The organism is Peribacillus deserti (genome assembly GCF_002863585.1).
Taxonomy (GTDB): domain Bacteria; phylum Bacillota; class Bacilli; order Bacillales; family DSM-1321; genus Paraperibacillus; species Paraperibacillus deserti_A.
Window position 1 is genome coordinate 50,477 of the sequence record NZ_PGUY01000062.1, and the last position, 12,954, is coordinate 63,430.

The following is a 12,954-nucleotide window of genomic DNA, read 5'->3' on the forward strand; positions in this document are numbered from 1 at the left end:
CGAAAGCGAAGCATAAGGGAGCCCTTGGGGAGTGGGGTTCTCCCCGAGGGATGCTTGGCTTATGACTCGAGGGTCTCAGCTTGGAGCTGGACAAAAACGAAAAGAGCAGAACGGTGCCTTTCGCTAAATAATTGCTAAAGAGCAGAATGTAAAAGGTACCTTTCAGAAACACACAAATGCTGTAGAAAGGCAGCCATCCGACAAGCATAAGGCGAGCAGTCCGTGGGAAGCGACCTTCTTCCTATGGACTGTTTGACTTATGACTCGAGGATGGCAGTTCGGAGCTGGACAACACGAAAAGCGGAAAGCGGTGCCTTTCACCGGAAATCTTACTAAAGGAAGAATGTAGAAGGTACCTTACAAACACGCAAAGGCATTTTTGGCAGCAGGATAAGCATATACCTCAGAAAATAAGCATAAACACTTGATGGTAATCATAAGGCAGAAAACATAAGCATTGAATGTCCTGAGATAATCATAAACTTTGAATACTTAAGCATAAAACACAAAAAGATAATCATAAATCTGCAAAAGATAAGCATAAACCTTCCAAAGATAAGCATAGAACTTCACATTTTATTAAAATTAAATTTAATTTGGTAAAAACTTCTTAAAAAACTGCTGTTTTCAGTTTTTCAAAGTTAATATTCCTCTGATAGGGCGCTTATGATAAAATTTTTGGCGTATCTGAGGAGGAACCTGTTGTTTTACGCAGAAATCATCCGCACCAGCATGAATTTCTATACCCTGCGATAGTACAGGTCCATTTGTTTACGAACAGGTTTATTCCCTTCCCAACCAATTTCCCGCAATTATATTTAAACTGCAGAGATCCAAAATCACCTTCCTTTTTTTACATAAAAATAATATAGTTATAATGTAACTTTTTATAAGTTATTTCCGACTAATCTAATAACGGAGGTGGGGAAAAGTGGACTCCGTTTTCCAAAGAATATATGAGAATCACCACCAGGATTTATTTCAGTTTTTATTCTATATGGTAAACAACCGCGAAACAGCAGAGGACCTTGTGCAGGAGGTTTATATCAGGGTTTATAAATCTTTTGAACAGTTCGAGGGGAAGAGCAGTGAGAAGACATGGCTCTATTCAATCGCGAGGAATACTGCTATCGATCACTTTAGGAAGCAAAAGAGCTGGAAGCAGAGATTGCTTGAAAACTTTGATTGGAGTAAGAACGAAATAAAGGATGAACAGCCTCTACCAGAGGAATTCCTCATGGAGAAGGAAGAACTCCGTTTTGTATATGAAAGTTTGGATCATTGTACAGTAGATCAGAAGACGGTTATTATCCTCAGGTACATACAGGATTTATCGATTACGGAAACGGCTTCCGTACTGGGATGGACTGAGAGTAAGGTGAAGACCACACAGCACCGAGCCCTGAAAAATTTAAAGAAGATTATCAACGAACAGTCGGAGAAAGGAGGGGTGAGAATTGAAAAGATATGAGATATCAGATCATGAAATCCAAGAAGCGTTTAAAATGCTTCCAAAGATTACAGACAACCGTGACAAGGAAGAGATCTTCCGAAATATAACCAGATCTTCTATTAAACGTAAAAAGACAATCAGGTGGATGCCTGCAGCTGCAAGTATAGCCGCGATTATTCTATTCTCGATATTAGCCTCCTCCTATATTCTCCCGGATCATTCCGCTGATGAAAAAAGATCAAGCAGCCAGGAGCTCGCAGGTGAAGTCAAGAAATTAGACACATCTGAAGGAGCCGAACAGGAAACCATAGACGATTCGGATAAACAGGATCAAAACAGCACCACAGAAAATAATTCCGGTGAAACAGAAGAGGCTTCTGAGGAACAAAAACCTGCTGACAAAGAAGGAACAACAGAGGAATCATCTGAAACTGTCCCGGAAAAGAAAGATGATGGTGTATCAAAAGCAGCATCATTAAGCAGCAGTCTGGCATTTTCTTCTGATACGGGCAAACAATCCTATATCACGCTGGCTGTGCCTGATAAGCAGATTCAGTACATTGTCCCGATTACGTTTGAGACGGAAAAAGTAGAAAAGCAGGAATTGCTGAATGAACTATTAGATAAGATGAATACGATTAACGAGGAAGACCTTGGCCTTATGGATTTTTATCCTTTAAATCTTAGCATTGCACTGGGGAAAGAAGAAGGGACTATAAACATAGACTTTACAGATAAAAATGATTTGAATAATCTGTATGAGTTCGGCCTGAAAACGGCATTAGAGGATACTTTTAGATATCAGGGCTTCCATAAAATTACGTTTTCTACTGAAGGAAAACCTGGGGTTGAGCTGCCTGAATCAGGTATGGTTCCCGAAATGACCATCGAGCAGACACCTAAACGCTCCTATCTCATATACCAGGCAGAAGAATCTAAGCCGAAATTCTTAGTACCAAACATTAATGCAGCTGGTCAGACAATCGAGGAAGCTATAAAGGAAATGCAGAATTTCCAGCCTGTAAATTCCGCCAGTCCTTCTATTCCAGGTGATATGAAAATAGACAAAGTAGCCGAACAAAGCGGCAGGCTGACGATAACCTTATCAAAAGAGACACCTCTCAAGGATGATGAGAGCAGCCTTTTAGCAATCGAGGCGATTCTGCTTACAGCGAAAGACTTTGGTTTATCTGCCGTTTTATTTGAAAATCCCGGGCTATCAAGCATTGGCCCATATGATTTAACGAAAGATCTAGAAATGCCTGCAGCCCCTAATAAAATTCAATAGCCAAGAACCTGATTGGATTCTCCAGTCAGGTTTTTTGTTTTTACTATGAATATTACTCAGATTTTACGTTTATGCTAATGAAATGTGTGTGGAAAAATTAGGCTGTTCTCGTGTTCTAAAACCGGACATACCACATAAATTGTATGGATATGTTTATTTTTAAGGAGGAAGCTATGCAAGATTACGGTAAACGCGTTCTGATTGCCCTGCTGGTTGCGCTATGTATCAGCCTGCTGTTTATTGGGGGGACATATTCTCAGGCAGCTGAACTCAAAAAGGAGCTGCCATCAGAGTTCATATGGCCGGCAAAGGGTGTCATATCTGACTATTTCGGAACTAGAGGGGGAGCTCATAAAGGGATCGATATTGCGGCTCCCTTAAATACCGAAATTACGGCTGCAGGAAGCGGCACGGTCAGTAAAGCTTATACCTCTGCTACATACGGGAATGTGATATTTATTAACCATGAAGGGCGATATGAAACAGTATACGCGCATTTGAATAGGATGCTGGTGAAAGAAGGAGACTTTGTACAAAAAGGCCAGTTAATAGGCAGAATGGGGACAACCGGTCAGTCTTCTGGTGTTCATCTTCATTTTGAGATTCATGAGCAAAAATGGACAGTCAATAAGGCGTTTGCGCTTGACCCTTTAGCAGCTCTTGAAAACAGCCATACCCCAGCGGCAGCCCAGCCGAAAGAAGCTACGGAGGGATCAATGGATTCATACGTTGTACAAGCTGGAGAAACGCTCTGGAGAATCGCCAAGCGGGCCAATATGAGTGTGGAGGAGCTTAAACAGTTAAATGGACTCGCCAGTGATCTGATCCATGCAGGGCAGGTACTCAAGGTTGCGCGATAAAAAGATTCTAATAATTATAAATAATCCGAGTGTTATAGCTGGAAATTTAATATTCCCCCCGTATAATTAAGAGATACAAAGGGGGACAAGATATGCTTACGGATTATCATAATCATTTAGAAACTGGAACATTAACGCTCGATTACCTGAAAAAATTTACAGATCGTGCAGCAAGCAGCGGGATTGATCACTTTGGGATTTCTGAACATGCTTATCATTTTAATGAAACGGCTGATATATTGCAGAATGATTGGGTGAATCCAAGAAGATATTATAAAATGGATGACTATGTTCAATTATTTCATCAGGCCTGGAGTTCGAGTATTGATGTAAAAATGTCCATTGAAATGGATTATACTCCAGGGAAACATGAAGAAATGAAAAGGTTCATCCAAGCTTATGATTTCGATTACATAATAGGTTCGATCCACTGGATTGGGAACTTTGGAATCGACTTAAAAGAATATATGCACGAGTGGGACAAAAGAGACGTCAATATCATATACAAAGCATATTTTGATCAAGTCGTCACTCTGGCAGAAAGTAATTTGTTTGATATTATCGGTCATATCGATCTCGTTAAGATTTTTAACTATGTACCTTCAGATGAGGAATTTCTGCTCGAACAGTATGACCGGGCTACAGAAGCACTAAAGAACTCTAAGACCTGTGTTGAAATAAGCACAGCCGGCCTCAGAAAGCCAGTTGGCAAGCTGTATCCGGATGAAAGGCTTTTGGAAATGTGCTTCCGCAAAGGGATCCCGATTGTATTTTCATCAGACGCTCATTTTCCGGAGCATGTTGGGGCAGATTTCGATCAAGCAGAAAAATTAGCAGCCGCAGCAGGATATACAAGCTTAATGACTTTTTCAAAGGGAGAAAGAAAATCAGTGCCTATGGGGAAAGGGAAATAATAAAAAACGGGATATAAAGCATTAAGCTTCATATCCCGTTTTTTTCTGTAATATTGGCTTGTTGTTTCCTTTTTAGCGGTTCATTGGATGGATTTCGCCTGGGGAGGTGCTCCATCGGCTTCCCCTGGAATCTCCCAGAAGGGAATAGTAACAAAGTGAATAGATCATTTATATCATTCCATGCGGATAAATATTCGCAGCATGGCACTATAAAATAATATGATGTAAAAATGAAATATCCTCTGAGCTTTCTAATGTAGTGATGATGCCTTCAGTCAGCGGTTTGTCGAAGGTTAAGATCATGATGGCCTCTCCGCCCGCCTCTTTCCGGCCTACCTGCATCGTTGCGATATTTACATCATGGTCTCCCAATACTTTACCGACGCGTCCGATAACCCCTGGCTTGTCTGTATGCTGAATGTAGAGTAAGTTTCCTTCAGGCTGAAAGTCAATATTAAATCCATTCAAACTTAGGATTCTAGGTCCGTACTGATCAATATACGCGCCTCTGATTTCAAAAATGCGATTTTCCGCTTTTACGGTCAAGCTGATTGCGTTTGCATAGCCATATGTATTTTCTGAAACCTTTTCCCCGATGGTGACTCCTCTTTCTTTTGCTACAAGAAGAGCATTTACCTCATTAACCGGTGAATCCACCATTCGTTTAAAGAAACCTGAAACGAGCGCCTTGGTTAGAAGGTTTTTGTCAAAGTCATCCGGAATGCCGGCATAAGTAACTGACAGTTCAAGTACAGCCCGCTTGGTCAGCTGAGAAGACAAATTTCCCATTTGTTTCACTAATAGATAATAAGGCTGAATCTTGTTGAATACCTCCTTAGAGATGGCAGGGAGATTGATTGAATTTGAGACAGGGTTCCCATTTAAATATTGAAGTACTTCCTGGGCAACCTGTGTGGCCACATTCAATTGAGCTTCCTTTGTGGATGCGCCAAGATGCGGCGTAATAATAATTTCATCGAGTTCTAAGAGCTTATTTCCAAAAGGAGGTTCTTCTGTAAAAACATCGAGAGCAGCACCGGCTACATGTTTTTCTAAAATAGCCTGGTACAGGGCATCTTCATCGATAATTCCACCCCTTGCACAGTTGAGCAGGTACACTCCCTTTTTACATTTTTTAATGTTCGTTTCATTGATTAATCCTTTTGTCTCCGGTGTCAGGGGAGTATGTACCGTAATAAAATCTGCGGATTTCATCAGCTCTTCTAGAGGTACCGCTTTGACATTCAACTGTTTTGCTCTTTCGGCAGAGAAAAAAGGGTCATACACATAAACATCCATGCCAAATGCTTTTGCCCGTTTGGCAATTTCGCCGCCAATACGGCCCATCCCGATGATCCCAAGATTTTTGCCGTATAGCTCAGTACCGATGAATTGAGTTCTTTTCCATTCCTTCTGCTTAAGAGAAGAATGAGCCTGCGGAATATTTCTGGCAAGCGATGCCATCATCGCAAACGTGTGCTCGGCAGTGGATATGGTATTGCCATCAGGGGCATTGACCACTACCACCCCATGCTTGGTAGCTGAATGAACGTCGATATTGTCGATCCCTACTCCAGCGCGTGCTACAATCTTTATATTGGGCATGGCGTTAAGAAGCTCATCGGTTACCTTTGTTTCGCTCCGCACCAACAGTGCGTCGATACTTTTAAGTTCATCGCCTGCTTCTGACACCGTTTTTTGGAGAAGTTCTATATTGGGAGCGTCCAGTAATGGGCCAAGCCCCTCTGGTTTAATTGCATCTGCTACTAACACTCGAAACAAAATAATCACCAGCCAATCTATTTATTGTAATGAATTTTCAGTCTATTCTATCCGACTAAAATACAACTGTCAATTTGACAAGGACGGTGTAAGCGCTTAAAACTTTTGTATTTTTTATATAATTGGTCACAAAAAACTTTTAAAATAAGGTATTTCAATGAATGATTTAAAAATGTAAAAAAAAATTTCGATTTGATGAAGTGCTGAAGAAAACCATGCAGGAGGCGGAGGGAAAAATGATGGGACAGGGAGATATAATATTTAAAAAACTTGGTCTGCATGAGAGAACAGATTATGCAAAGTATCTGCTGCTTGCTGATGAAGATGAAAACATTGTGAATGGATATCTGCTTGAAGGAGAAATGTTCTCTATCCGCATTCAAGGCAAGCTTGCGGGTGCTATCCTTTTCGTGTTTCAGGACGAAACAGTGGAACTGAAGAACATTGCTCTGCTGCCTGAAAGCAGAGGGAAAGGGATTGGAAAAGAAATAATGAGATTCTTCATACAGCATTATAGAAAAGAAGGCTATCTAAAAATGGAAGTGGGGACAGCAAACTCCAGCATTGGCAATATCGCATTTTATCAAAAAGCTGGATTTCGCATATCCAGGATTGTTAAAGATTTTTTCTTGCAATATGGGGAAAGGATATTTGAAAACGGGATACAGGCAGTGGATATGATCATGTTTGAACGGAAGTTATGAGAATGATTTATAGATCGTGTTGTAAGCTAATATCTTCACAGTAAGAGGTTTTTCATATATAATAATGATGTTATAAAATTAAATAGTCTATCTTCGGGGCAGGGTGTAATTCCCGACCGGCGGTGATGAGTCAAATGATTCTAAGCCCGCGAGCCTGCAGTTTGGGCAGGATTTGGTGAGAATCCAAAGCCGACAGTAAAGTCTGGATGGGAGAAGATGGAGGTTCTGAGACGTTCTCTAAAAAAGATTTTTAGAACGTTTATTTGAATTTGCCAACACTCCCTTCAGTTTTCAGCTGGGGGGTTTTTTTATGGCATTCAGTAAGAACCTTTCCTCTTTTGTTCACGATAGACAAAAAGAAGGAGAGAAGATCATGGTGAAGCATCAAAAGGTTAAAACATTAGTGGGGATTGGTATGTTCAGCAGCATTTCGTACATTTTAATGCTCATGAATTTTCCATTTCCAGGGTTCCTGAGCTTTTTGCTTGTGGACTTTAGTGATATCCCGGCACTCCTTGCGGCCGTAATTTTTGGGCCGGCTGCAGGAATTATGGTGGAATTGATAAAGAATGGGCTTGATTACATGATGACCGGTGCTGTAACAGGTGTACCGGTAGGGCAGATTGCTAACTTCGCAGCCGGAATATTGTTTGTTTTGCCAGCTTATTATATTTATAAAAAGATCAGCAATAAAAAAGGGATGGCAGCAGGATTATTGGCGGGCACGATCATTATGAGCCTTATCATGAGTGTTTTAAATTATTTTGTCTTTCTTCCGGCTTATACCATTTTCCTGGGAGCAGAGGCAATGTCTTCTGCACAAACTAAACAAATGGTCGTTTCATTCATTTTTCCTTTCAACCTTATAAAAGGGGTTCTCATGACAGTTGTTTTCATGCTGTTATTCGTACGATTAAATTCGTGGCTTGAGAAACAGATTTTATATAAAAATGTATAGATAAAAAGAACCCCGCGGCAGCGCCGGCGGGGTTTTATATATATTTACTATTCAAATTTAACTGGGTTACCATCAAATGGTTCGTCTGCGACTTTTATGGAATCTGTTGGACAGCCTTCGAAAGCGTCCATCATATCATCAAGAAGCACATCAGGAATCTCAACAATTCCTTCATTATCATCAAGTGTTACAAATGCAATGCCTTCATCATCATAATCATAAATATCTGGAGCTGCTGCTCCGCAAGCACCGCACGCAATACATGTTTCTTTATCAACGATTGTGTATTTTGCCATTAATATACCCTCCCAAATTAATACTATGTACTGTGTTTCCCTTTAATATACCAAAGAAAACATGGTTACTAAATTTCATTGTAAAACTGTTTATACAACTTTTCAAGGAGAAATGCAATTGTCAAGACCATATCCTATCAGGATTTCCCAGTTCGATCATTTTTTCAAAAAAGAAGACATGATATGACAATTTCATGACTTTTCTGCAGAAAATAATCCATGTTTCGCTTAGTATTTGTTAAAATTAAAGGAGCTATAAGTTAATTTTGTTTTTAAGAAACGGGTGAACGAAGGTGGACAGTTTTTTAGAAGCCCTTATTTTAACATGTCTCCAAAAGGTAAAAGGTGAAAGGTCCGTTTCGGGAACATACCATTTACTAAAAGGGAAAAAATCTTCCCAGACGATCCAGGACAGCCATCTGTTCGGCATAAGCAGGTTTTTTGGGATTTATCCGGTTATCAGCAGAGAAGAGCTGGACTCTTTCATTCAAAAGTTTACGGATAGAGGCTTTATCCAAAAGCTGCCTAATAATAATTATGCAGTAACAGGAACTGGCATGAGTGAGTTGGATGATTATTTAAAAAAATTCCCAATTCCTGTTCACTTGAATGGGTGGGCTATCCAAAATACCGCGGATGTTTTTTGGAGAAGACTTTCTCTGCTTATCCAAACTCTTTCGCATTTAGTTAGGAAAAAGAAGGGATTTTATCCAATCCAGAAAGATATAAGTGTTCAAAAATGGATCAAGCAATATATAAGTGCACAAAAATTGGACAGGCAGGAGTTATCAGCGGCGATATTGAGTGAAATACTGCCTCTGCTAGAGCAGCTCAGTACCCGCGAACGTGAGATTTTTGTATTGCGCCTCAGCAGCAGTATGAGAACGGGGCATACGTATGATCAAATCGCCCGGATGCTTGATCTGGATGAAACGTATGTATATTTTTTATTTGTGAGTGTTCTTCATTTTATGGTCAGCAGGATTAATTGGGAAAAGAACGTACATCCGCATCTTTCCATTCTGCTTGAAGGATCGGATCTTGCAGAAAAACCGTTAACCCAATCCACACACACGACCTATCAGTATATTTTGAACGGTATGGACAAGGAAGCGGTCGCGCGGATAAGGAACCTAAAAGTCAGTACTATTGAAGATCATATTGTGGAATTAGCGCTCACAGATGCCCGCTTTGATACATCTCCATACTTAAATAGTGAATTAGAAAAGGAAATTGCGTCAGTCGCCATCTCAAACCAAACACGTAAATTGAAAGAGATTAAAGAACATCTAACCGGCAGTGCAAGTTATTTTCAAATCCGGCTTGTGCTGGCTAGATACGGAGAAAAGATATGAATTTGGAAGGTTATCTTGAAAAATATTTTGGATATACGAATTTTCGGCCTGGCCAAAAAGAAACCATTATGCAGATTATGGACGGAAAACATACATTAAGCATGCTTCCGACAGGGACTGGAAAATCGCTATGCTATCAGCTCCCTGTATATATAATGAATAAACCGGCAGTGGTTGTATCGCCTCTGCTTTCACTAATGCAGGATCAGGCAGAACAAATAAGAGTCAGAGGAGAGAAAAGAGTAGTTTCCTTTAACTCCTTTCTGTCCTTTGAAGAAAAACGGTATGCGTTGAATCATCTGCACACCTATCGCTTCATATTTGTTTCCCCGGAAATGCTAAACTCAAAACAGCTGTTGGAAGGCTTGAAGAAGCTTGACATAGGGCTTTTTGTCGTCGATGAGGCACATTGCATATCACAATGGGGATATGACTTCCGGCCGGATTATTTAAATCTCGGCCCTGTTAGAAAAGAGCTTGGCTATCCTTTAACACTTGCCCTGACTGCCACAGCAACCCCTGCTGTGAGAAGTGATATTATCCGTGAATTGGGAGAAGATGGATTTACGGAAATACTCTCTTCAGTCGACAGAAGCAACATCGCGTTGAGAGTGGAAAAATGTTCAAGTTACGAAGAAAAGCAGGAAAGGCTCCTGACCCTGGTAAAAGATCTGCAGGGTCCCGGAATTGTTTATTTTTCAAGCAAAAAAACAGCTGAAACAGCAGCGTCCTTGCTCCAAAGGAATGGAACGGGCCGTACAGCATTTTATCATGGAGGATTAGAACAGGAACAAAGGATTCTGATTCAACAGCAATTTATTAAAGGCGAACTTGACTTGATATGCGCTACCAGTGCTTTTGGGATGGGAATTAATAAAGAAAATGTACGGTACGTTATACACTTCCAAATGCCGATGCAAATGGAGTCGTATGTTCAGGAAATAGGCCGTGCCGGCAGGGATGGTAAAGATAGTGCAGCCATTTTGCTTTATTTAGAGGGAGACGAGGGGCTGCAGCTTAACTTTATCGAAAATGAGCTGCCTTCAGGCAACCAGATTAGAGGCATTATGAGCTATTTGAGAAGCAAAAATCCCAGTAGCAGCGAAGAGCTGTCACAGATTATGCTTCATGAAGACCTAGCGGGGTTCTTTTCGTTAAATGAAATTCAGCTAAGAATTACTCAGCATTTGCTGCAATCTGTAAACGATATGGATGATTTTAATACTGTCCAAGCTGACATGATAGGGTTTGTTGAAAAAAGGAAGGAAGCTAAAATACAAAAGCTTCGCAGCCTATTGAACTGGGTCCATACAGATACTTGCAGAAGAACATTAATAACTCGTTATTTCCAGCAGGATATCCTGCAAAAACCAGAACAATGCTGTGATAATTGCGGAATGAATATTGGAGCCTATTACCAAACGGATATGCCCGATAATGTAGATGAATCCAGACTGGTTTTTGATTGGAAAGAAGAACTGATAGATATGCTGATTCCCGGAAGGAATGAGTGATGAAAAATAAACAGGCGGAAATAATCAAGACGCTTACGGATAAAGAATTAGTTTTCCACTTGCTGCTTACTCAATTCATTCTAGTGGTTCTATCCTTTCTGTTAGGAATCTTTCTCTTTGAGGATTGGGCAGAATTTAAGAGTCTGTTTATATTGGATGATAAACGAATTTGGACGATTGGTCTCCCTGCAGGTCTTCTCGTCGTCGCTCTGGATATATTCCTCATGAAAGTAATACCAAAACACTTATACGATGATGGCGGCATTAATGAAAGGGTATTTAAATGTCTTTCTATACCCATGTTAATCCTGGTTCCGCTCGTGATAGCCTTTTGCGAGGAGCTTTTGTTTAGAGGAGTCATCCAGACTCATACCGGACTGGCCTGGGCAAGTATAATTTTTGCCATGGTGCACTACCGGTACTTATTTAAGTGGTATCTATTAGTAAATATGGTTGTATTAAGCTTTTTTATCGGTTTTATTTACAGTTCAACTGGGAATTTAATGGTAAGTATAATGATGCATTTCATTATAGATTTCCTTCTGGGTCTTATCATTAGGTACAGGCATCTTTACCAAAGCAGTTTGTAACAACTTTGAAGCCGCCATGTTCAGACCCGTTAAAGAAGGCTTGCTTAGTCTAACTTAAGGGCAGACAGGCACAAGACGAGCAGGCTGCGAAGCGGCTTTCTTCTGAGGGACTGAACTTCTTGTGACCTTGAGGTCTAGGCGCTGCAGTTATACATCGCATGATGATGAAAAGAGGAATGAAAAATGGAGAGCAGGACAAGGTCCTATGAACATACAGAATCAGTGAGTATGCCGTTGAAGCATGCAGCCAATCCAGTACTTTCCAGGGCGGAATTGCATAGGAAGAAAAGAACCAAAAAAAAGAGGAAGATTAAATTTCCTCTTTTGAAATTGTTATCGTTAGTATTTATTTTGCTTCCAGTACTCATTTATAGTGGTTATCAATATTTTGGAAGTCAGGCCTCCAGCGCTGATTCAGACGAGAACGGTTTTGAAACAGTAGAAGTGTACAAAGATGAGAAATTAAGCGGAAGTGCACCTAAAGTGGAGCCTGAAAAAGATGTGTCCTCCTCAAGCCAGACAGAGGTAGAAGAGACACCTGCAAAACCGGAAAAAGTGGAGCAGGTTCCTACTATAGAAGCAGCAGCGTCTGCGGAGCCGGCAGAAACAGAGACTCCTTTAGCACCTAGTGAAACGGAATCACCATCACAAGCCCAGGCGGAGGAAACAGCCAATAATGAAAGTGATGAGTACCGCATAATTTACCATACGGTAAAACCGAAAGAAACAGTCTTCAGAATTTCTATGCAATATTACAAGTCCCAAGATGGGATTGCCTTGATCCGTGAGTGGAATGGGCTGACAGGAAATGAAATTTCGGCAGGGCAGAAGCTTAAAATACCTTTGAAAAAATAGGCTGTTTTCTAAAGGATTGTTGTTTTTTGATACCATTTATTGATTAATCAGGTTGATTGTAGTGGAAGGTGCGAGACTCCTGCGGGAGCAGCGGGACAGGTGAGACCCCACAGGCGGTACGCCGAGGAGGCTCACCGCACGCCCCGCGGAAAGCGAGCATCCTGTAATGGAAATCAACAATTATATTAAAAGCGACAAACTTTGCGAAAAGAGCCAAAAAATAAAGTAGAAAAACATCCTCATCCGAAATGGAAGAGGATGTTTTTATTCATATTCCATTTACACAAAAACTGGGAGCTGGAAATGGTGATGCAACATCTATGTACACAGACCCTGATAATTGTCTTCTAGTAATAGTTCGAGAGACATGCTCATAAAATTCTAT

Annotated in this window: 12 protein-coding genes and 1 riboswitch; of the genes, 10 read left to right on the top strand and 2 right to left on the bottom strand. The window is 40.6% G+C overall.

Annotated features, from left to right (window positions below; translation table 11 throughout):
* The first annotated feature begins 931 nt into the window (after positions 1-931).
* The 4 genes from sigX to CUU66_RS18895 all read left to right on the top strand — a co-directional run bounded on the left by sigX (position 932) and on the right by CUU66_RS18895 (position 4,515).
* A complete protein-coding gene (gene sigX, locus CUU66_RS18880; protein WP_101644959.1) occupies positions 932-1,471 on the top strand; it encodes an RNA polymerase sigma factor SigX in 540 nt (179 codons plus the stop codon).
* Complete coding sequence (locus tag CUU66_RS18885) at positions 1,458-2,741, top strand: GerMN domain-containing protein (RefSeq protein WP_101644960.1); 1,284 nt, start codon at positions 1,458-1,460, stop codon at positions 2,739-2,741. Before sigX ends, CUU66_RS18885 begins: the two co-directional genes overlap by 14 nt.
* Positions 2,742-2,914: 173 nt before the next feature.
* On the top strand, positions 2,915-3,601 hold the full coding sequence (locus tag CUU66_RS18890; protein WP_101644961.1) for a peptidoglycan DD-metalloendopeptidase family protein: 687 nt from the start codon (positions 2,915-2,917) through the stop codon (positions 3,599-3,601).
* 92 nt (positions 3,602-3,693) lie between these two features.
* Entirely contained in the window at positions 3,694-4,515 is an 822-nt protein-coding gene (locus CUU66_RS18895; protein ID WP_101644962.1) for a histidinol-phosphatase, read from the top strand.
* A 207-nt stretch (positions 4,516-4,722) separates the two neighbouring features.
* Here CUU66_RS18895 and serA read toward each other — a convergent pair whose 3' ends face one another.
* Positions 4,723-6,297, bottom strand: coding sequence for a phosphoglycerate dehydrogenase (gene serA / locus CUU66_RS18900; protein WP_101644963.1), 1,575 nt, complete (start codon positions 6,295-6,297; stop codon positions 4,723-4,725).
* Between the two features lie 236 nt (positions 6,298-6,533).
* On the opposite strand from serA, the gene CUU66_RS18905 reads away from it, so the two are divergent.
* Both CUU66_RS18905 and CUU66_RS18910 read left to right on the top strand, forming a co-directional pair.
* Positions 6,534-7,001 carry a GNAT family N-acetyltransferase gene (locus CUU66_RS18905; protein ID WP_308302519.1) on the top strand — a complete coding sequence of 156 codons (468 nt, stop codon included), beginning with the start codon at positions 6,534-6,536 and terminating at the stop codon, positions 6,999-7,001.
* 85 nt (positions 7,002-7,086) lie between these two features.
* A riboswitch (FMN riboswitch) is annotated at positions 7,087-7,223 on the top strand.
* A gap of 151 nt (positions 7,224-7,374) precedes the next feature.
* Positions 7,375-7,959, top strand: coding sequence for an ECF transporter S component (locus tag CUU66_RS18910; RefSeq protein WP_180955361.1), 585 nt, complete (start codon positions 7,375-7,377; stop codon positions 7,957-7,959).
* Positions 7,960-8,006: 47 nt separating this feature from the next.
* Here the strand turns inward: CUU66_RS18910 and CUU66_RS18915 are convergent, their stop codons facing one another.
* The gene (locus tag CUU66_RS18915) at positions 8,007-8,255 is read right to left on the bottom strand and encodes a ferredoxin (protein WP_101644964.1); all 249 of its coding nucleotides are present in this window, start codon (positions 8,253-8,255) and stop codon (positions 8,007-8,009) included.
* 293 nt (positions 8,256-8,548) lie between these two features.
* Here CUU66_RS18915 and CUU66_RS18920 point away from each other — a divergent pair, with 293 nt between their 5' ends.
* The 4 genes from CUU66_RS18920 (at position 8,549) to CUU66_RS18935 (ending at position 12,569) form a co-directional block, all read left to right on the top strand.
* Positions 8,549-9,610 (top strand): helix-turn-helix domain-containing protein, encoded by a 1,062-nt coding sequence (locus tag CUU66_RS18920; RefSeq protein WP_101644965.1) that lies wholly within the window; start codon positions 8,549-8,551, stop codon positions 9,608-9,610.
* Positions 9,607-11,124 (top strand): RecQ family ATP-dependent DNA helicase, encoded by a 1,518-nt coding sequence (locus tag CUU66_RS18925; protein WP_101644966.1) that lies wholly within the window; start codon positions 9,607-9,609, stop codon positions 11,122-11,124. Before CUU66_RS18920 ends, CUU66_RS18925 begins: the two co-directional genes overlap by 4 nt.
* Complete coding sequence (locus tag CUU66_RS18930) at positions 11,124-11,714, top strand: CPBP family intramembrane glutamic endopeptidase (RefSeq protein WP_101644967.1); 591 nt, start codon at positions 11,124-11,126, stop codon at positions 11,712-11,714. Before CUU66_RS18925 ends, CUU66_RS18930 begins: the two co-directional genes overlap by 1 nt.
* A 183-nt stretch (positions 11,715-11,897) precedes the next feature.
* Positions 11,898-12,569, top strand: a complete 672-nt coding sequence (locus tag CUU66_RS18935) for a LysM peptidoglycan-binding domain-containing protein (protein WP_101644968.1) — start codon at positions 11,898-11,900, stop codon at positions 12,567-12,569.
* The last annotated feature ends 385 nt before the right edge of the window (positions 12,570-12,954 follow it).